The 18,554-nt window shown below is 61.2% G+C and carries 17 protein-coding genes and 2 pseudogenes; 8 read left to right on the forward strand and 11 right to left on the reverse strand.

What is annotated here, in order from left to right; genetic code table 11:
• The first annotated feature begins 80 nt into the window (after positions 1 to 80).
• The gene (locus tag P9A17_RS20480; protein WP_278040526.1) at positions 81 to 1,721 is read left to right on the forward strand and encodes a hypothetical protein; all 1,641 of its coding nucleotides are present in this window, start codon (positions 81 to 83) and stop codon (positions 1,719 to 1,721) included.
• Here the strand turns inward: P9A17_RS20480 and P9A17_RS20485 are convergent.
• Complete coding sequence (locus tag P9A17_RS20485) at positions 1,711 to 2,487, reverse strand: methyltransferase (protein WP_278040527.1); 777 nt, start codon at positions 2,485 to 2,487, stop codon at positions 1,711 to 1,713. The two genes, P9A17_RS20480 and P9A17_RS20485, sit on opposite strands and share 11 nt — an antisense overlap.
• Positions 2,488 to 2,615: 128 nt before the next feature.
• Here P9A17_RS20485 and P9A17_RS20490 point away from each other — a divergent pair.
• The 3 genes and pseudogenes from P9A17_RS20490 to P9A17_RS20500 all read left to right on the forward strand — a co-directional run.
• Positions 2,616 to 3,245 (forward strand): annotated as a pseudogene (locus P9A17_RS20490) (isochorismatase family cysteine hydrolase); the annotation flags it as partial.
• A gap of 45 nt (positions 3,246 to 3,290) precedes the next feature.
• Complete coding sequence (locus tag P9A17_RS20495; RefSeq protein ID WP_278040603.1) at positions 3,291 to 3,665, forward strand: NUDIX domain-containing protein; 375 nt, start codon at positions 3,291 to 3,293, stop codon at positions 3,663 to 3,665.
• Between the two features lie 36 nt (positions 3,666 to 3,701).
• Positions 3,702 to 4,265, forward strand: a complete 564-nt coding sequence (locus P9A17_RS20500) for a dihydrofolate reductase family protein (RefSeq protein ID WP_278040528.1) — start codon at positions 3,702 to 3,704, stop codon at positions 4,263 to 4,265.
• A gap of 78 nt (positions 4,266 to 4,343) precedes the next feature.
• On the opposite strand, the gene P9A17_RS20505 is transcribed toward P9A17_RS20500, so the two are convergent.
• From P9A17_RS20505 to P9A17_RS20520, 4 genes and pseudogenes are all read right to left on the reverse strand, one after another.
• Positions 4,344 to 5,111, reverse strand: coding sequence for a DUF4239 domain-containing protein (locus P9A17_RS20505; protein ID WP_278040529.1), 768 nt, complete (start codon positions 5,109 to 5,111; stop codon positions 4,344 to 4,346).
• Positions 5,112 to 5,230: 119 nt separating this feature from the next.
• The gene (locus P9A17_RS20510; RefSeq protein ID WP_278040604.1) at positions 5,231 to 5,581 is read right to left on the reverse strand and encodes an arsenate reductase ArsC; all 351 of its coding nucleotides are present in this window, start codon (positions 5,579 to 5,581) and stop codon (positions 5,231 to 5,233) included.
• Positions 5,570 to 6,735, reverse strand: a pseudogene (gene arsB / locus P9A17_RS20515) (ACR3 family arsenite efflux transporter); the annotation flags it as partial. The gene P9A17_RS20510 and the pseudogene arsB, both read right to left, overlap by 12 nt.
• Positions 6,732 to 7,193 (reverse strand): ArsI/CadI family heavy metal resistance metalloenzyme, encoded by a 462-nt coding sequence (locus P9A17_RS20520; protein ID WP_278040530.1) that lies wholly within the window; start codon positions 7,191 to 7,193, stop codon positions 6,732 to 6,734. The gene P9A17_RS20520 and the pseudogene arsB, both read right to left, overlap by 4 nt.
• Before the next feature lie 97 nt (positions 7,194 to 7,290).
• Here P9A17_RS20520 and P9A17_RS20525 point away from each other — a divergent pair, with 97 nt between their 5' ends.
• Complete coding sequence (locus P9A17_RS20525; protein ID WP_278040531.1) at positions 7,291 to 7,650, forward strand: Rv2640c family ArsR-like transcriptional regulator; 360 nt, start codon at positions 7,291 to 7,293, stop codon at positions 7,648 to 7,650.
• A gap of 24 nt (positions 7,651 to 7,674) precedes the next feature.
• Here the strand turns inward: P9A17_RS20525 and P9A17_RS20530 are convergent, their stop codons facing one another.
• Positions 7,675 to 8,076 (reverse strand): STAS domain-containing protein, encoded by a 402-nt coding sequence (locus tag P9A17_RS20530; RefSeq protein ID WP_278040532.1) that lies wholly within the window; start codon positions 8,074 to 8,076, stop codon positions 7,675 to 7,677.
• A gap of 309 nt (positions 8,077 to 8,385) precedes the next feature.
• Positions 8,386 to 9,114, reverse strand: coding sequence for an ANTAR domain-containing protein (locus tag P9A17_RS20535; protein WP_278040533.1), 729 nt, complete (start codon positions 9,112 to 9,114; stop codon positions 8,386 to 8,388).
• Positions 9,115 to 10,024: 910 nt separating this feature from the next.
• Between P9A17_RS20535 and P9A17_RS20540 the strand changes: the two genes are divergently transcribed.
• Together P9A17_RS20540 and P9A17_RS20545 are read left to right on the forward strand one after the other, a co-directional pair.
• Positions 10,025 to 10,447, forward strand: a complete 423-nt coding sequence (locus P9A17_RS20540; RefSeq protein ID WP_278040534.1) for a hypothetical protein — start codon at positions 10,025 to 10,027, stop codon at positions 10,445 to 10,447.
• Between the two features lie 127 nt (positions 10,448 to 10,574).
• Positions 10,575 to 11,786 (forward strand): type I restriction enzyme HsdR N-terminal domain-containing protein, encoded by a 1,212-nt coding sequence (locus P9A17_RS20545; protein ID WP_278040535.1) that lies wholly within the window; start codon positions 10,575 to 10,577, stop codon positions 11,784 to 11,786.
• A gap of 226 nt (positions 11,787 to 12,012) precedes the next feature.
• Here P9A17_RS20545 and P9A17_RS20550 read toward each other — a convergent pair whose 3' ends face one another.
• Entirely contained in the window at positions 12,013 to 13,935 is a 1,923-nt protein-coding gene (locus P9A17_RS20550) for a hypothetical protein (RefSeq protein ID WP_278040536.1), read from the reverse strand.
• 262 nt (positions 13,936 to 14,197) lie between these two features.
• Here P9A17_RS20550 and P9A17_RS20555 point away from each other — a divergent pair, with 262 nt between their 5' ends.
• Positions 14,198 to 14,803 carry a recombinase family protein gene (locus tag P9A17_RS20555; RefSeq protein ID WP_278040537.1) on the forward strand — a complete coding sequence of 202 codons (606 nt, stop codon included), beginning with the start codon at positions 14,198 to 14,200 and terminating at the stop codon, positions 14,801 to 14,803.
• A 153-nt stretch (positions 14,804 to 14,956) separates the two neighbouring features.
• Here the strand turns inward: P9A17_RS20555 and P9A17_RS20560 are convergent, their stop codons facing one another.
• The 3 genes from P9A17_RS20560 to P9A17_RS20570 all read right to left on the reverse strand — a co-directional run bounded on the left by P9A17_RS20560 (position 14,957) and on the right by P9A17_RS20570 (position 18,540).
• Entirely contained in the window at positions 14,957 to 15,724 is a 768-nt protein-coding gene (locus tag P9A17_RS20560; RefSeq protein WP_278040538.1) for a hypothetical protein, read from the reverse strand.
• 397 nt (positions 15,725 to 16,121) lie between these two features.
• Entirely contained in the window at positions 16,122 to 16,613 is a 492-nt protein-coding gene (locus P9A17_RS20565; RefSeq protein WP_278040539.1) for a hypothetical protein, read from the reverse strand.
• 616 nt (positions 16,614 to 17,229) lie between these two features.
• Positions 17,230 to 18,540 (reverse strand): ArsR family transcriptional regulator, encoded by a 1,311-nt coding sequence (locus tag P9A17_RS20570; RefSeq protein WP_278040540.1) that lies wholly within the window; start codon positions 18,538 to 18,540, stop codon positions 17,230 to 17,232.
• Positions 18,541 to 18,554: the final 14 nt, after the last annotated feature.

The following is an 18,554-nucleotide window of genomic DNA, read 5'->3' on the forward strand; positions in this document are numbered from 1 at the left end:
CTCTTGTGAAAACAACCTTCACGCGCGTCAAAATCACCTAACTTGACAGTCGTCAATTCAGGACGTTCTAGGGAGATTGCGTGACGCATCTATCAGCGTGGATGGGGGCGGGTGTACTCGCGGCAGGGGTGTCCGCCGCAGTGGTCGCAGGCGCCGACGTGGCGAGCGCCGACACCGGCGCGGCATCGGGATCGGATTCCAGTGCGAGCGCGACGAGCAAGCGAGACCGTCCCGGGGCCGGTGAATCTCGTTCGGGCGCAGACAATTCCGCAGGGTCGGACGCCAGCGGCGAAGCAACGCCGGATACCGACGACGCCGAGGCAGACCGCGACGCAGAGGGCGAGGACAAAGACGCCGCCGACGTCGAGGTCGACGACGAGGTAGAGGTCGACGACGAGGTAGAGGTCGACGACGAGGTAGAGGTCGACGACGAGGTAGAGGTCGATGAAGCCGATGTGGACGTCGACCCCGAAGAGGACTCACGCATCGAGCAGCTGTCGGTCGAGCTGGAGTCCGAACCGACGCGAGCCAAGTGGGTCAAATCCTCCGAGGCGTCCGCGGCGCAGCCGGAAAGCGTGACGACCGACGTCGCACCGCAGTCGCAGACCCAGCAGCAAGCCGCGCCGGCGCCGTCGAACGCATTCCAATCGCTGCTACTCGACATCATCGGCGTCGCCGTCAAACTTGTCGCCGGGCCCCCGGTGGTGCACCGTGGCAGTGATGTCACCGTACGAACCTCGTCGCTGGAGATCACCGACGGGCGCAAGATCGCGGCTCATTGGTACTACCCCGACAGCGACGAGCCACCCCAGCGGTTGATCTTCCTTCAGCACGGCTACCTCGGCGTCAGTGCGATGTACAGCCGAACGGCGTCGTACCTGGCGGAGCGCACCAACAGCATCGTCGTCGTTCCGACCCACTCGTCGAATCGCTATGTCAAGGACGGTTTTTGGCTGGGCGATGACCAAGTTCACCGCGCCACCGCGGACCTCTTCCTCGGAGCGCGAGAAGCGTTGACGGCCAGCGCGATGTCAGCCGGCTTCGCGCGCAGGTACGGCGCCGGGGTCGCGTTGCCGGACACGTTCGTCCTCGTCGGGCACTCGCTCGGCGCCGGCGTCGCAGCAGGCGCCGCGGGATACTACGCGGACGCAGTCACCGCGAGCGGTGCCGAAAACCATTTGGCGGGCGTGGTTTTCCTCGACGGCGCTCCCCCGCAGACATCACTGCCGGACGCACTGGTCAAGCTCGACGGCCTCGATTCGTACACGCCGGTTTTCGAACTGGGTGCGCCCAAACCGGTCCGCAATGTGGACGCGGCGCTCAACGCTCATCGGCCGGGGCATTTCAACGGGCTGATCCTGGACAAGGGCGAGCATCTCGACGCGATGCAGGGCGGAACCAAGCTCATCGAGTTGGTGTCGTATCTGTACCAGGGATTCCCGACGGAACAGAACAAATCGGCTGCGCAGACGATCATCGCGGGCTGGGTCAACGACATCTTCGCCGGACGCATCGACGCATCGACAGGGACTTGCGAAGGCGGCGATTGCACAGGGCTCTACGGTGAATTCGGCGAGACACTACCCATCGAGACGCCGAAGGGGCCGACGAGTGCGGCGGTGATCGGCGTGGCGGCGAGTCCCACGACAACTGAGTTTCAGCTGGCCTCCGTCACGTCAACCGCTCGCGCAGGCAAGCGACTGCTGCTCGTCAGACCTTGACCGTCGGCGTCGTCAACGCGAAATAGGCGTAGCGACAGTCGAGCCGGTTTTCCGGCACGAGTGTGATGAGCCGTGGATCGAGTCCGTTGTCGGCGGCGAACTGCCAGAACTCCTCGATGCCGAACGTCGTGGTCGATGCCATGTTCCGGTCATAGGTCACGCCGGCGCGACCACGCGTTCGGCCTTCGGCGGTGTGGTACTTGACCTGAACCAGGGCCAATCCCCCTGGAACCAAGACATTCTTGGCGATGTCGAGGATGGCGCGGACCGCATCCACACCGGTCGTCAGTTCAAAGACGTAGAGGCACAGAAAGACGTCGCACGTATCGGTCAGCCCAGCGACAGCCTGCCCGGGATCGGCGAGGTCGATCACTCTCGTCTCGATCGGCGTTGCACACGTTTCCCGGACCTGCCGGACGCATTCGTCCAGGGTGTCCTGCGAGATGTCTGCGGCGATGAACCGCTGTGCGTGCGGGGCGAACGCCACGGCATTCGCCCCGCCGCCGGCACCCCACTCCATCACCGTGCCGGGGCGGGGCAGCTGGAGGGCACGGGCGAATGTCTCGTAGATCGCCCAGTGGTCGCTGCCCACCTCGAGCCAGGCTTCGTCGCCGATGCCGCGGCGCCAATGCGAGTTGGCCTCCCAGGCGGAATCGGCGGGTGCCGACCAGTAGCGGGAAGCTTGACCGGCGATCCGGTCCTTGAACCGACGCCCTCCCACCACCGCCGCCGCCGACGAAAGAAATCGCTCCCCTCGCAACGCCATGACACTTTCCCCCGTTCAACGGCCTGCTTTCGATTGGGTTGACAATAGCCAGCTTCGCGTTGATAGACCACCGCAGACGACGTGAACCCGCACGGCGACATGCCCCGGGTCGGTGCCAGAATCATCACGTGCCCCAATCCAGCTACCTGTCGCCGGAATGGGCGCACTCGGCGCTGCTGCTGATCGACGTCCACAACGATTTCGTGTCGGGCTCGAGCGCGATCGCCGGAACCGCCGAGCAGCTCCCGGCGATGGCCCGGCTCGCCGCGGCGTTTCGCGCCGCGGGGCGGCCCATCGTCCACGTCGTGCGCCTCTACGTCCCCGGTGGCTCCGATGTCGACGCGGTACGCCGTGCGGCGGTCGAGTCGGGGGCGATGATCGCCGCGCCAGGAACCGCGGGCTCGCAGATCCTCGCCGAAGTACTGCCACGCCCAGTCGAATTGGACGCTGACGCTCTCCTGGGGAGCGAAGTCCAACCCATCGGTCGCAACGAGTTCATCCTGTCCAAGCCACGGTGGTCTGCGTTCTTCCGGACGGCCCTGGACACCCACCTGCGCTTGCTCGAGGTCTCCACGGTCGTCGTCGCCGGATGCAACTTGCCGAACTGTCCGCGCGCCACGCTCTTCGACGCATCGGAGCTCGACTACCGGACAGTCCTCGTCCCTGACGCGACCTCGCAGGGCACCGCAGAACGCCTTGCGGACCTGTACGCCATCGGGGTCAATCTCATCGACACCGACTCTGTCGTCGAATCACTTGGGGCGCAGCCGGATACGGTGCCGGCGATCAACATCGTCGCCGCGGTGATCGTCGACGACACCGGTAGAGCACTCCTCGTACGCAAGCGCGGCACGACGGCCTTCATGCAACCAGGCGGCAAGGTCGATGCTGGGGAGACGGCAGTGGACGCGCTGCACCGCGAGCTTCTGGAGGAGCTCGCCGTCAGGGTCACGGCATCCGATGTCCGGTCGCTCGGCAAGCGCGTCGCCGCCGCGGCCAACGAGCCGGGACACCTGGTGCATGCCGATCTGTTCATGGTGACGTTGCGTGGCGACCCGGTCGCTTCGGCTGAGATCGACGAGATCGCGTGGATCGATCCACGTGAACCCGGAGACATCGAGCTCGCACCGCTGACGCGGGGCGCCGTGTTCGACCTTCTTCGCAGCGAGACACGCTGACCGATGATTCTTCTGCGCCAGGATGGTCTGTAAGCCATGCGGAAACTGACTTTTGGCATGAACGTGAGTTTGGACGGCTACATCGCGGCGCCCGGTGACGATATCGGTTGGAGCGTGCCGAGCGATGAGTTGTTCCAGTGGTGGTCCGACCGTGTGGGGGCGACGGTCCTGGCTCTGTACGGGCGCAAACTCTGGGAGACGATGAGCTCCTACTGGCCGACCGCCGACCAACAGCCCGGCATCACACCGGCGGAGGCGGAGTACGCGCACCGCTGGTGTGCCATGCCGAAGGTGGTGTTCTCGTCGACGACCGCCGCGGTCGACGGGAACGCCCGGCTGGTCACCGGCGACGCGGTCGCCGAGATCACCCGGCTCAAAGCCGAAGAGGGCGGACCGATGGACATCGGCGGCGCCACACTCGCTGCGTCAGCCATGCGGGCCGGGCTGATCGACGAGTACGTGTTGGCCACCGCACCGGTTCTGGTGGGCGGCGGTACACCGTTTTTCACGGCCCTGGACAATTGGGTGAACCTGAAGTTGGTGGAGACCTTGACGTTTCCCGACGGCGTGATCCTCAACAGGTACGAGACTCGGCGGTAACGGCCCCCGAGCATTGCATGGATGCCATCAGGCGCAGGCGGATACGGCGGCCACGCCTTTCCGCAACCCTTAGATCTGCTAGGGGCTGCTCTGCAGCGTGCGGATGACTTGGAGCAGTGGTTCAGGAACGGTGGACACCGCGCCGACGTAGGGGTGGGACAGTTCGACGACAAGAAACAATTGCGCTCCGACGAGCGTGCCGATGATGGCGACCATGGCGTAGTGATTGGACGCCTTCTCGACGCCGTAGATGATCGCGCACCCCAAGAGCAGACCGCTGGTGACGAAGATGACCGCCCACAGCGACCACGGCGGGCCCGTGTCGGTGCGCGCCTGAAGGATGCGTTCAGCGCGGTTCTTGCTGACGTCGTTCAAGTTGCTGAATGATGTTGAGAGAAGCGTCTTCTGAGCTTCGGTGCGGGGTTCAACGTTCTCGTAGGCGGCGTAGAGCCGGTTCAGTGCTTGGTCGGCGGCTGGGTAGGACCGGCCTTCGTTGATCTCGTCCCATTCAGTGATCGCTGCTTGCTCGTATTCGAGCAGGCTCTGCCGAATGCGATCTCTGTCGGGCTGATCGAAGATATGGGAGTCCCTAGCCAGTTGAGCACCGGCGGTCCCCTCGGTGCGCACGAGGTCATCGGCGTGGCTGATCTGGCCCCACATCGCCGACACGACGAAGCCGATGAAGAAAGCGAACACGAAGCCGACAACGCCGAAGGCGAACTTGGTGACGTCGTTGTGCTCTTCACCGCGCAGGTTCGGGAAGCGCCGCCGGACCACAAACTGGATGACGATGGCTATCCCCGCTGTGAAGGCGACGATCAAGAGCAACAGCAGCCAGGAAGGCACGTGCGAAACCAGCCACTGACTCACATATCCCCCTGGTGCTCAGCCATGTGCGCCGGCTCGGACGCGGTCGGCGTTCCGACTCTAGGGGCGAGGTGTCTGGGATGGTGCGGTTATCGGGACTATGGTTTGACGCCGAGTGCGGCGAGAAGCGTCCGCACATGAGCTTCGATCTCGTCGCGAATGGGACGGACGTCTGCGACACCTCGGCCGGCGGGGTCGGCGAGTTCCCAGTTTTCGTAGCGCTTGCCGGGAATGTAGGGGCATTCATCGCCGCAGCCCATGGTGACCACGACGTCGACGGTTTCGACGATGTCGTGGGTCCAGCGTTGTGGCTGCGCGGCCGAGATGTCGATGCCCTTCTCCGCCATGGCGGCAACGGCGGCGGGGTTAACCCGGTCGGCGGGCTCTGAACCCGCCGAGTACACCGCGGCGCGATCTCCGGCAAGGTGGCGAAAAAAGCCCATCGCCATTTGGGAGCGTCCCGCGTTGTGGGTGCACAGAAACAGCACTGCGGGTTTGGGATCCGTCATGGAGTGGGCGCCGTTCGGTGGTCGGCGTCGTTTGCGAATCTGCGGCGCAGGCGCAGTGATACGTAGACCAGCGCGACGAGGACGGGGACCTCGATGAGTGGCCCGACGACTCCGGCCAAGGCTTGGCCGGAGGTGGCGCCGTAGGTCGCGATGGCGACGGCGATGGCGAGTTCGAAGTTGTTGCCCGCGGCGGTGAAGGCCAGCGTCGCTGTGCGGGCGTACCCCAGCCCGAGGGCGGCGCCGAGGAGGTATCCTCCGCCCCACATGATGGCGAAGTAGATGAGCAGCGGAACCGCGATGCGCACGACATCGAGGGGGCGGCTGGTGATCTGCTCGCCTTGCAGCGCGAACAAGATGACAATGGTGAACAGTAGCCCGTAAAGCGCCCACGGCCCGACCGCGGGCAGGAAGCGTGTCTCGTACCAGGACCGTCCCTTGAACTTTTCGCCTGCCCGCCGTGACAGGTATCCGGCCAGCAGTGGGATGCCGAGGAAGATGAGCACTGATTGCGCGATCTCCCACGGTGAGGCGCTGATCGAGGCGGTTTCGAGTCCGAGACATCCCGGTAGCACTGCAAGGTAGAACCAGCCGAGCACCGCGAACATGACGACCTGGAACAGCGAGTTGAGTGCGACGAGCACCGCGGCGGCTTCGCGGTCACCGCAGGCAAGGTCGTTCCAGATGATCACCATCGCGATGCAACGGGCGACGCCAACGATGATCAGGCCGGTTCGATACTCGGGAAGGTCGGGGACCAACAGCCAGGCGAGGGCGAACATCAGCGCAGGGCCGAGGACCCAGTTCAGAGCCAGCGAGCTGATGAGGAGTCTGCGGTCACTGGTGACGGTCTCGAGGCGGTCATAGCGGACTTTGGCCAGCACCGGGTACATCATGATCAGCAGGCCGAGGGCGATCGGGATCGAGATTCCCTGTATCTGCACACTGTTCAGTGCGACGTCGAGGCCGGGGATAAGTCGGCCGAGCAGCAAGCCCGCGACCATCGCCAGGCCGATCCATAGCGGCAGGAACCGGTCAAGCGTCGCGAGCTTCCCGACGACGGCGGTGTCGGTATCCGAGTCCATGGGCTGGATCATGGTGTCGTGCTGGGTGCGGCGTCGACCGCCGACGTGCAGCAGGTTCCGTTGGCACCGTCATCGCCTAGGGCGATCGAACCCTGTCCGAAGGTGTCCGAGTCGCTCAGCACGGTGTAGACCTCCCACTTCTCCCCCGCGGGTCCGGTGACCCACACCTTGTCCTGGGTGGCGAAGCAGCACGTGGTGCCGATCTCTTCTTCGGTGAACATACCCTCGGTGGTCAGGCGGGCGATCTCGGCGTGGACGGCGTCGCTGGACTCGACCTCGATGCCGAGGTGGTTCAAAGTGCCGCCGTGGCCCGGGTTTTCGATCAGGACGAGTTTCAACGGTGGCTCGGTCACCGTGAAGTTCGCATACCCCGGCTTGACCTTGGCGGGGGCAGTGTTGAACAGCTTCGAATAGAAGGCGATAGCGTCGTCGAGGTTGTCGACATTGAGGGCGAGCTGGGCGCGGGACATGGCGACCTCCAGAACCTGTGTGACTTATGTCGAACTGGTATGCATCAGAATGGCAACCTCTTCGATATATGTCAATATGGTGTGGCAGACTGTCTTCATGCCAAAGGCACTGCCCGTCGTGGACATCTCCGAACCCGTATGTTGCTCACCGGTTGCAGCGGGCCCCGTCGGCGACGAGGCCGCGCTGGAGATTGCGTTGCGACTCAAGGCGCTTGCTGACCCGGTTCGGGTGAAGCTGGTGTCATTGCTGTTCAGTTCCGGCGAGGGCGAGGTCTGCAGTTGCGACCTGGCTACCGCCGTCGGACTCAGCGAATCGACTGTCAGCCATCACCTTTCGCAGCTGCGCCGCGCCGGGCTCGTGGAATCCGAACGGCGTGGCATGAACGTCTATCACCGCCCGCGCAGAGAATCGCTGGTCGCACTATGCACCGTGCTCGACCCCAACTGCTGCCGTTAGCGCAGTTCGCCTTCCCCGCGCCGGTTAAGCGTCGAACAAGGTGATGGCATCGTTGAGGGTTGGACAGGTGGGGATGACGTTGGTCAGACCGACGATGTGGAGTGGACGACTGGTGGCGCGGCCTTCGGCGACGATGGCGAATCCGCCCGAGTGAATCATCTGTTCGTGGGCGTCGATGAGCACGGACATTCCGGCCGAGCCGAGATAGTCAACTCCCGTCAGATCCGCGATGAGCGCCCGAGGAGCGCTGGCCACCGCCTGTACGACTGCGTGCTGCAGGGCAGGCGCGGTGAACGCGTCGAGATCGCCGGTCACCGATAGCACTGCGATGTCGCCTCGGTCGAAGCGAACGACTGAGCAGAGCGCAGACTCGGGTGTTGCCGGTGCGGGCTGGTCGGAGTTCACGTGATCCTCCGGTGTCGACATGCGAGTACCACGTTCAACGCAGCCAAAGCCGAAACTTTCGACAGCTGCAGTGCGCGCAATACGGATTGTGGGCGCTGCGAGGGCAGCCGCACTCGCACACGTTGTCTTTGCGAGATAGGCGAAAGTCCGACCTGCTCTGCCGGCAGCCGTTGATGTGGAAGCGAAAACGCGAGGCTTCGCGCGAAACGCTGCGCCGACGCTGGCTACTTAACGCCGGGCCGCTGTGCGCAGCGTCCCATTTCCGGGGAGGTCGGATGCGGCCCATCGTCAGTCCTCCCGGGAAATCTGGGGTTGTTCGTTGTCGTCGGGCTATTGGGTGTGCGACGGCCCTGCGGCGGGGTCAGTCCGTTGGGTCAGTGAGTTGACGAGCTGGGCGGCGAGGTCCCGCAATGGTGCGTTGGTTTCCTGGGAGAGCCGTTTGAGAAGGTCGAAGGCGCCCACGGCGTCGACGCCGAAACGCTCCATGAGAATGCCCTTGGCTTGGCCGATGGTGTCGCGGCTGGCCAACGCAGATTCGAACTGATGCTGCTTGGCGTTGGCAGCCAAAGCGATCGCCGCGTGGGTGGCCAGCATCGCGCCCGCGGTTTCAGTTTCACGGGTGAACACCTGCGGACGGTCACCAAGCAGATTCAGCGCGCCGGCACCGCCGTCGTGGGTGTAGAGCTGGAAGGACAACACGCTGTAGACGCCGAGTTCGATTGCTGCAGAAGCGAACTGAGGCCACCGCGACTCCGTACGCAAGTCAGGACATCGGACGGTACAATCAGCCACGGCCGCCGTCAGACAGGGCCCTTCCTGGCACTGCAGTTGAACGTCGTCGAGCTGACTGGCCACCCGGGCGGTAGATGCCATCGAGTGAAACGTGCCGTCCTCGATGAGCACCACATCGGCATGATCAATGCCGCCGATGAGCTCCACAGCAGTGCTGGTGACGCTGCCAAGCACGTGTTCGATGTCGACGATAGTTCGTTCGAAATCGCCGACGATGCGGGCGATCGCAGCGCTAAGCAGCGCGTCGGTGGCGTCCTCAGATGGCATGGTGTCCGCGCTTTCCGCACAGACACCGAAGGTGACATCCACGCTGTAGAAGTCCCAGTATGCACCCTGTGACTGCGAATGTAGCCAATAGCCTGTTAGGAGCAGAGGCCAGCTCACCGACCGCGTCGTCGGCTGCGGCGCGCACCTCGATCTGGGGTACAAGCGTGACGAAGTAACGCCGCGATCGACGAGGAGTAGCCGTGACCGTGAGTTCCGCAGACGACGGCCGGCAACGCCCGCGAGTCGGCGCTACTGCAGCGAGCTCAGGAGCGATCGCTGACTGTGAAAGTACCGTTGGACACCTGCTCTTCAGAAAAGAGCAGGTCGAAGACCTTGTCTTGGTCGGGCTGACAGGATTTGAACCTGCGACCACTTGACCCCCAGGCATCGCAAGTGTGTTCGTACGGATCCGCAGAAGTACCTTAATGCCGTGTGTTGCAAAGTAATTCGTCCTACGCGGTCTTCGACGGACGAGAGCGTATTTCTGCGGATTTAGGTTCCGGTTTGGGTACACGTTTGGGTACGGACCCACCCTGGGCGCCATCCTCGCTGCACCGCGCTACCCGGACCCACAACGTCATCGGCACGGAGGCGGCGCCATCTGCAACATAGGCGGTGGCCTCCACGACGGTCAGCCATCCCTCAGAGGATTGGCGCACCCGGGCGGTGAGAGGGCCAGGCTGGAACGCCTCGATGCGTAGGCCGTGCTGTCGGATCTCCAGATGCGCGAATGAGGCGTCGAGATCCGGCCGCATCGCGTGAGTGTCGACTTGAAGGGGTCGTCGCGGAGGCGAACTACAGGCAGGGGTGCCACCTATCGAACATACGAGCGAAGATAGCCCTTGGCTTGAGCCCCGCCAGAGCGCGAACCTCCCACACAGACGGCGTTGCCGCTGGAACAATGTTCGACATGCCAGCCGAGATCGTCGCCGCATTGATCGGCGGTGGCGCTGGTCTCGCGACGGGGATTGTCGGAACGATCTTCGCGCCATGGGTGAATTGGGGCATCGAGAAGCGTCGTCTTCGACGACAACGGCGCACCGAGCAAGTCAAGGAATGGCGCGATCGGATACAGCAGGTGCGATGGATTGAGAAGGACTTACTCAAGCCTGATACTGGCGTCTTGAGCGTTGCCGGTATCTACAGCCCCGACGATGCCGACGTGCGTCAACAGACGTGGTTCGCCACGTTCAAGACTCACCTCACCCGCGACCAGCTCCAGGAGCTTGACCGAATGTACGAAAATCCACTTGAGTCGCGAAGGGGTGATGTTGCCCGATTCATCGAGGATCGAATCGGACATGTTGAGCGCGATGTATGGGGGCTTGACTAGCTGACCCCGTGGGCAATTTGCCGGTAGGCAAAGAACCAGTGCCAGACGCGTGTGCGGCGATTGAGGGAATACTGTCGCAGCCCTCATCTAAGGTGTGCCGCGGAGGGGCACACACCAAGGGGGAGCAATGGCGTTTTCAGATGGACTTGCAACTATCGCGAAGAAGATCCGCGACATGAGGGACTCCGTACTGACGGAGGAAGCAACAAAGAACGCATTCATCATGCCGTTCATATCGAACGTGCTCGGTTACGACGTGTTTAATCCCTCGGAAGTGGTACCTGAGTTCGTCGCCGACGTGGGTGTCAAGAAGGGCGAGAAGGTCGACTATGCGATTTTCAAAGATGGCCAAGTCCAGATACTGATTGAGTGCAAGAAAATCGGTGACCCCCTGGACCTCCGGTATGCATCGCAGCTCTTCCGGTACTTCGCTGTCACATCTGCCCGCATCGCGATCCTGACCAACGGTCAGCACTACCACGTCTATACGGACGGCGATCTGCCAAATCGAATGGACGAGAAGCCTTTTCTGATGTTTGACCTCCTAGACATCGACCGGACGTTAGTCCCCGAGATACAGAAGTTCTCGAAGGAATCCTTCGACATCGAATCGGTGGTTAGTGCCGCGGAGGAGCTCAAGTACATCGGCGGCATCCGCCGGATTATCGCGGCCGAAGTAAAGGACCCATCAGAGGAATGGGTGCGACTGTTCGTCAACCGCATCTACGAGGGTCGTACAACCCAGCGGATCATTGATCAATTCCGGCCGCTGGTAGCCAAAGCCCTCAATCAGTACGTGGGCGATCAGGTCAACAGTCGGCTGAAGACCGCCCTGGGTGACGACGCTCCTGACCCCAATCGCTCCACCGAAATCCCTCGGTCGGAGACACCAGCTCCACCGGCGCCGATTGGGCGAGCTGTACTCGCTGATGCAACGGCCAATGCCGATGGCGAGACTGATCCCGGCGTCGTGACGACCGACGAGGAAATTGAGGGGTTCAACATTGTTCGCGCAATCGCGGTCTCCGAAGTTGCACCTGAGCGTGTCCATTACCGAGATAGCAAGTCGTACTTTGCCGTTCTCTTGGACGACAACAACCGCAAGCCCATCATCCGGCTTAATCTCAACGGCAAGAGCGTCAAGTTCGTCACCACGTTCGAGCAGGGTAAGGATGCTGGCATCCGGCGCGACATCACATCGGTGGTTGACATCTACAAGGTTGCAACCGAGGAGATCCGCCAGACCATCCGGCGCTACGAGAGTGGCGGCGTCAGCGCGGAGCTTTCTACGCCACCCGTCGACGATTCGTCTACTGAAGCAAATACCAGCGTGCCGTAGACCGCCGGTCTGGTAGTTGGTAACCAAACATTGTGTTGATCTCGCCACTCTTGGCGAAAACTTCCGGCGACAGGATGTCGTTTCCGCTATCACCGCGAACTTTCGACCCCCCCTCCCCCTCTTGGCGGCGCGAAGTGCTCGCGCACCGTCGTTGCGACCTCCCTCAGGAGTGGGTGTTGGAGGACGATCTCGTCGCTAGCTAGAGATAGATCTTGTAGAGCTATACTTATGGAGAACCGGCTGGCGCATGTCCACCGATGAAACCCCAAGCCCAGTGCCACATGTCGACCGACCACTCGGCGATCTGATGCCAGGCGGCAGCGTCGTTAGTCGTCAAGACGGCTGTTATCGACACGACCAGTGATGTACCGGAGATCATGAGCGCACGCTTACTGAGACGGTTGCTTGCTGCGCTTGAGCCGAGGGCAGACGCGGTTGCCAGTACGTCGCGGTAGGCACTGTCGTCCGATATAAGTCGTTCAAACGCGCTGGTGCATCTTTGTGCAAAGCGGTCCATCAAGTCGAAAGCCTCTGCGGGATAGGGGTCTCCCGGTATAGGAACTGCTTCTGCCTGAATGCTGTAGAAGAGCCGCGTCTCCGCTTCCCATAGAAAAGCCGTGTCGCGTGCGACAACAGGCAGATCCAAACTTGATGTGAGTAACTCTTCTCTAAGCTGATCGACCTGCCGCGGCGTAAACTCCCGATGCTTACTTTGCGCAGCATCCCTTGCAGCAGAGAGAGTTTCACCGTGCTGCTCCGTGTACCGGACTACTGCGAAGGCCAACAAGAAGCCCCTCACAGCTTCGTCGGTCATAGCAGCTAGGGCGGAAACAGAGAGCGGCTTCGGGCCGTATCCTGGCTCGTCGTTGTGGTCGGCAAATACCTGATACGAAGCGACTAGACCCCAGCAGTTCCTTAAGTCCTCGCCGTCATCGCGGCGAAGTGAATTGCCTTGCGTTAGAACCCCTCCAGGAAGTTGCGGCGAGATGTAGTTGTACACATGGTCGCCGTCCATACCTAGAGCACGCAGAGGGTCGCGCATTTCTCGCGTGGGACTCGCTGCCGTGGGGTCAAAATTCGCGAAAATGTTGAAGTCCATCACCGGCTGCCTGGCTTCGGTGGCGGCGAAATAGCCGCCGCAACGACTGGCGAGCCACGAGCGAGCTAGGTCATGCAGTCGCTTACGCTCCCGCTGTGTGGCACGTATCGCGGCGAAGTTTCGCGATTCAACGTGAGGTGGTTTGAGTCCCCGCCAGGTTAGCGTCGGATCATGCTGCGCCTTCCAAACCTTATTAAGGGAGGTTTGGCCTTCCTCGCTGAGTCGAACGTATGCGGTTATCGCAGTTAGGCTATGCCCCAACTGAACGGCGGTCAGTTGAACTGACCCGAACTCCATGGGCAAAGCTTCGCGCTTCGCATCGCCAGCGAAATACCTAGACTTGGGGTCCACCACGGTGCCGATCTGTGTCCACATCATTTGGCTTACCCTGCGAGCCTGTGTCACCCGGTCGGCATTCGATCCATAGATGTCGAGTAGCGGACTTGGCGCATCCCACCCGTTCTTTTCGAGTGCCTGCCTCAGGTTGGAGTACATGCTGGGCGGAAAAAATTCGACCACCCAGATGCCACCCTGGGTGACTTTCTCATCAGCGGGGACGATCAGGTTCTTCCGAGGATCATCGAGGCGCTCCACCTTCAACCGCTCGTAGTGATTGAACGCTGAGAGAAAGTTGCGCCCATTGTTGAGTCGGTATCGAAATTGCCACGGCGCTCGACGACCTCGCGAAGACCTCAGAGTCCAATCGAGGAGGCGGTATGGGATGTCGTACCACCGCCACCGTGCGCCAATTGTCGGTACAAGTTGGCGAGCCCGCTCGACGTCGGCACTAATTCTCGCCATGTCGATCTCGGGCTCTTGGGTTGCGGTGGGTGTAACGGCCGGCTCATCGGGACTGGAAGTGGCAGGCGGCTCTGGGGATGTGTCGTTCTCTGTAGTCGATTTGCTCTCCGGTACCTCGGTGGGTCTGAACCGCCGCCAGACCCGCGCCAAGGCAATTGCGGCAGCGATGGCCGCTGAGAGGGTTACCGTCCACTCAACCCCCGCCGGACGGGATCGCGCAATCTTGACGCAGGTCGGCTTCTTGACCACGGGAACTCCATCGCTACTGACGGTCTTCCACGATATTGGTGCCGTGCGTTCCGACAGCAACCGCCCCTTGCGGGAGTAGCTGGCTGCCGCCCAGTCTGCTGCATCTCCGTGTGGAAGTACTTCATCTCAAAACTAAAGTTCTGCAACACAAGGACTGAGAGCGACTGTCGGATAAACATTGCCAGTTGGCGGCGTCTCAGAAGTTGCTCCAAAAGTGATGTCTCATATGTACAACTTTTGATACTTATGAGACACTCGACGCATGGTCACCCAAACCACGCCCGCCGTCACCGGAACCCAACTCGGCTACGCCCGCGTTAGCACCACCCATCAGTCGCTCGATCAACAGACGGATGCGCTGACTGCAGCAGGCGTCGATGCCGACCGCGTCTACACGGACAAGTTCTCGGGGACTTCAACGCGGCAGCAGCGCCCCGGCCTTGCCGCACTACTGGACTACGCACGACGGGGCGACGCCATCGTCGTGGTCGGCATTGACCGCTTGGGCCGTAACGCTGCCGAGGTGATGGTGACCATCCGCGACCTCGGTGAGCGCGGGATTGTGCTGAGGTCCCTTCGCGAAGGCATCGACACCTCAAATGCCACTGGCCGAATGGTTGCGGGGGTTCTCGCCAGCCTCGCGGAATTAGAGTTGGAACTGGGACGTGAGCGTCGCTCCGCCGCTCGTGAGGCGCGTCGGGCCCGTGGGCAGTCCATTGGACGGCCGAAAGCATTGAACAACTCCAAAGCCGCTCTTGCCCAGCGCATGCACGCAGCCGGTGAGCCGGCTAGCTCGATCGCCGACACGTTAGGTGTCAGCCGAGCGACTATCTACCGTGCACTTGCCAATGGCGCGGATATCGACTGAAAACCTCGCACGGGTCCTGTGGCTGCTCTCTAGTTCCGAAACCACGTCTCATCTTTGACGCGCTGTCAAATTTGTGGCGGAAAAGGTTGTGGGACAGAGCTATTCGTATCGAGTCGCACTAACTGGACGAGCTAGTGAGTCTCGTGAAGGTCGCTAGATGACGGTGGGCGGCACCTTCGGGGTCTTCCGCACGTAGTTGTCCCACGGCGTCGTTCTGAAGCCAGCGGCCTTCATCTCGTCTCTGGCATGTTCGACAAAGTCGTCGGTCTGCCGCTGCAACGTGTCGAGGAAACTCAGGACCGCTTTCTTTGAGTCGTCAGACGTGTACTCGGTTTTACCGAGTTCTTTGCGAACCACCATGGCAAAGTTGTTCATTTCGTCAGCTGCGATCTTCTGCGTCACGACCACGGCGAAGGGCTCGACCGTCATCCGAGCTACGGCAAGTATTGCCACTACGACCTTGTCCGATGCTGCCAACACTGCAGGCGAGTTTGCCGTCATCTTCAACCTGTAGTGCGGAGCGGCGATCCGCTTCTGCGCATCGGCCACCTTCTGCCCATGTGCAATCTTCTTCTCGGCCGCTGTGTCGTCCTTGCCCTGGACGTTATTCATGAGGTCGCGGATCATGTTGAACGCTCCCTCCGTATCGATTGTGTCGACCAGGATGCCCGAGCAGATCTGCGCGAATTCGTCTGCCGCTGCGATCAACGTCTGCTCCTCGCGCAGCTTGTCCTCTCGAGTCTCCTTGTGGGTCTGAGTCGTATCCTCGCGATCCTCTTGGCGACCGAGCTTCTTGTCCTCGTGCTTGAACTTCCGCCTGTCGCTGAAGCGATTGTTTAGGAAGGTTCCGAGCACACCAGCGACGCCGGTGCTGCCTACGCCAGCCCAGAACTGGTGCGTTGTGAAGATCTCGAACCACATGACCGTCACCCTAGTGGCACGCTGTGACAGTTCAGGTGTGCGACACAGCATTGGTTAGTCGCGTTGTTTATTCCACAATGTGCAGAATGGCAGCAAGCTCGCTAATACTGATACAGAACGCAAGACACGAATGTAATACCGAGTAGTCATACCTAATGATCAATCCGAAACGAGTGCAACGGACCAGCGAGACTAAACAACTTATCGAAGAACTCCAACGTGGTGCGACGTTCTCGGTAGTTATCGACAGATTCGACGCGCCGAATGCGACCGAACTGCATCCATTTATCGATGCTGGAAAAACCAATGGACATACACGGGCTACTGTCGTGACGATCGCAAGATGCCGGTCGTAGAATTTTCCGGCTACCTCACCATTGCTTAGGTGATGGCGTGATTACTCAGCCGTCAGCGCCCTCCGGCCTTCGTCTTCTTGGGGATTGGAGTCCTCGTCAGTGTCGGGGTGCTCCTTCAGCCAGTCCTTCCAGTACAGGCGATTGATCAGCCTCCTCCGAATCCTGCCTGGCAAATTCGACTCGACAGGTGCGCCCTGCATTGGGCGTTCCCACTCCACACTATTGGCATCCATGAACGTCAACTTCACCACGACCTCTTCAGCGCACAGTTCTGCGTCGTCGGGCATCTCTACGTAGTAGCGCCGGTCCTCACCAGGGAGGATCGTGTCGGTGATGTCCATGTCCTTTTCGTCCCGCAGGTGATGATAAAGAACCGTCTTCTTGTGCGGTCTAAACCATCGGTCAGATCGCGACAGTCGCTGTCTAGCAGTCCTGTCGGTCATCTCAATGACGATTGCAGCATTCGTTATCAGCGCCGATGAGTGGTTGTGAACCCTCCCCCGAACCGAGACGAGAAAGAAGTCTTCATTCATAAGGCTGGTGTAGTGGCTGGGGAAGGTGATCAACGACGCTTGCTCACGACGCTTATCCTTCTGATTCGTTCGCATTATTCGGAATGCAAGAAACAGTGACCCGGCAGTCAACAGCGACCCAACCCACTGCCCGGCGGTTCCCCAAACAGATGCGTACAACGGGTAGTGCCAGAGATCTCCCAACCAATCCACCCGATGATGATGACATGACCTGCCACGTTCACCGGGGAGCCAGTGCCGAAGGAGAAGCCCAACTCGTGCTCTCCAAGAAATCCAAACCAACATACGAACGCACGGCCAGGATTCTCAGTACCTGAGAGGAGGGTGCCGGTCCTATCCACCTAAGGGAGTTCGGCCGCCCTATCCCATCTGACGGGGATTGTAATCGCATGTCCAGCAACAACATTGGTCCGCAACGAAATCATAAAGCGAGGCAGATTGCTGCACAAGCGTCACGAGACTTGCCTCGGCTGGAGCAAAGGTCGTTGCAGCCAGCCGAGGCGAAGTTTCTTGTGTCCTTTCTTCGGGTCAGTGGGTCAGCCCACGGCAAAGACGCATGCGTGGGCACTGATCGCGGAACAGCGGGAACCCACCAGCATCGGCGTTGTGGCCAGGCTCAGACGCAATGACTGAAAAGTCCTTCTGGCGCATCGAGAAGCCACCGATCTTCCAGGCTCTCCGAGCCTGTTTCAGTAGAAGTAAGTTGCACACACTCACTAGAGGTAGGGGTCTCCATACCTTCTCCGAAACTGACTCCACCCTCTCCATACATTTCCTGAAAGACCCTCCCCGGGTTGAGCGCATCCACGTCGACACCCGGCGCTAGCCGGTACCGCCACGGCGATGACTCCGGCACGAGTGCGATCATGCGCAGCATGTGGAGTGCTTTCAAAGCGACATCGACGGTGTTGTGTACGCGGTCGAGGACGCGGGAAATGCTAGCCACGTCGCTGCCACGCGGATGGTCGGCATCGAACCCGTTCGCAGCGAAGTAGCGCAGCAGTTCGAGTCGCAACGGAGGTATCGAATCTTCGGCGACACGTAGCGCCAGACGCAGCGCCTGATGCCGCTCCACCCCGATCGCGACGCTGCCACGCAGAACCTGAAAAAGTTGCTTGGCGAACCGCGTGGGTGCCTCCCGTGCATGTGCGTCGACTACCTTGCCGCCGGCAACGATGACCCCAGTCCGCGCCCACGTCGTGATGTTCGCGGCTTGCAGCAGGGAATCCCGCTCAGCAGGGTTCAGCTCGACACCGGGGTCAGTTGCGGCCTCAAGCACCGACTCCGCTGCCTTATGGAGTTCTGCACGCATCATCTTTTCCAATCCGGTATTCGCGATAGCCTGTGTCCCCACCTGCAACTCGTCTACCCGGAGACGCAGCAGAACGAAGCGATCACCCATTGCCGAGACGACGGCTTGGTGCTGATCCCATGAAGTGGTCACCGCACCGATCACGGTCAGCCTTCCAACCCACTTGAGTTCCTGTCCGCCGTCGCCCCCGACCTGCCGGGACCAGGAGCCGTCGTAGCACTCGCGTAGCGCGCCGAGGATCTGCGGCCGGACGCTGGAAGCCAAGGAGAGGATCGACGTGAAATCCTTGATGAGAACGATGCCATTCTCGCCGACCTGGCGCAGGAGCCCACCTGTGGCATCCTCGGCGCGGTCTTTCGCGACAGTGCCAGAAAGTAGCGCACCCTCTGATGAAATGGTTGAAACCTCGTGCACGCCTTCGCATCCCGCCAGTGGAGTGACTGTGGACTCCGTCTTTCCAGCTCCCGAGCCAGCCACAACGAGGACCCAGAGCGGGTCGCCGTCATGTTGAGCGATCGCCGCAGCGGCGAGTGTGAGGTAGATGGCGTCAAGGTCGTAGTCAACGCCAAGCCATTTCGTGAACGTGGAATTAAGGGCCGTGAGATGTTGGTTCATTGATTCGCTTCTGA

The organism is Mycobacterium sp. 236(2023), assembly GCF_029623955.1.
GTDB lineage: Bacteria > Actinomycetota > Actinomycetes > Mycobacteriales > Mycobacteriaceae > Mycobacterium.

Coding starts and splice junctions, on each gene's coding strand:
- P9A17_RS20560 (WP_278040538.1), bottom strand. CDS start 15,724: ATGTGGTTCGAGATCTTCACAACGCACCAGTTCTGGGCTGGCGTAGGC.
- P9A17_RS20540 (WP_278040534.1), top strand. CDS start 10,025: ATGCCAGCCGAGATCGTCGCCGCATTGATCGGCGGTGGCGCTGGTCTC.
- P9A17_RS20520 (WP_278040530.1), bottom strand. CDS start 7,193: ATGTCCCGCGCCCAGCTCGCCCTCAATGTCGACAACCTCGACGACGCT.
- P9A17_RS20545 (WP_278040535.1), top strand. CDS start 10,575: ATGGCGTTTTCAGATGGACTTGCAACTATCGCGAAGAAGATCCGCGAC.
- P9A17_RS20555 (WP_278040537.1), top strand. CDS start 14,198: ATGGTCACCCAAACCACGCCCGCCGTCACCGGAACCCAACTCGGCTAC.
- P9A17_RS20565 (WP_278040539.1), bottom strand. CDS start 16,613: ATGAATGAAGACTTCTTTCTCGTCTCGGTTCGGGGGAGGGTTCACAAC.
- P9A17_RS20485 (WP_278040527.1), bottom strand. CDS start 2,487: ATGGCGTTGCGAGGGGAGCGATTTCTTTCGTCGGCGGCGGCGGTGGTG.
- P9A17_RS20530 (WP_278040532.1), bottom strand. CDS start 8,076: ATGTCGACACCGGAGGATCACGTGAACTCCGACCAGCCCGCACCGGCA.
- P9A17_RS20510 (WP_278040604.1), bottom strand. CDS start 5,581: ATGGCGATGGGCTTTTTTCGCCACCTTGCCGGAGATCGCGCCGCGGTG.
- P9A17_RS20535 (WP_278040533.1), bottom strand. CDS start 9,114: ATGCCATCTGAGGACGCCACCGACGCGCTGCTTAGCGCTGCGATCGCC.
- P9A17_RS20525 (WP_278040531.1), top strand. CDS start 7,291: ATGCCAAAGGCACTGCCCGTCGTGGACATCTCCGAACCCGTATGTTGC.
- P9A17_RS20570 (WP_278040540.1), bottom strand. CDS start 18,540: ATGAACCAACATCTCACGGCCCTTAATTCCACGTTCACGAAATGGCTT.
- P9A17_RS20500 (WP_278040528.1), top strand. CDS start 3,702: ATGCGGAAACTGACTTTTGGCATGAACGTGAGTTTGGACGGCTACATC.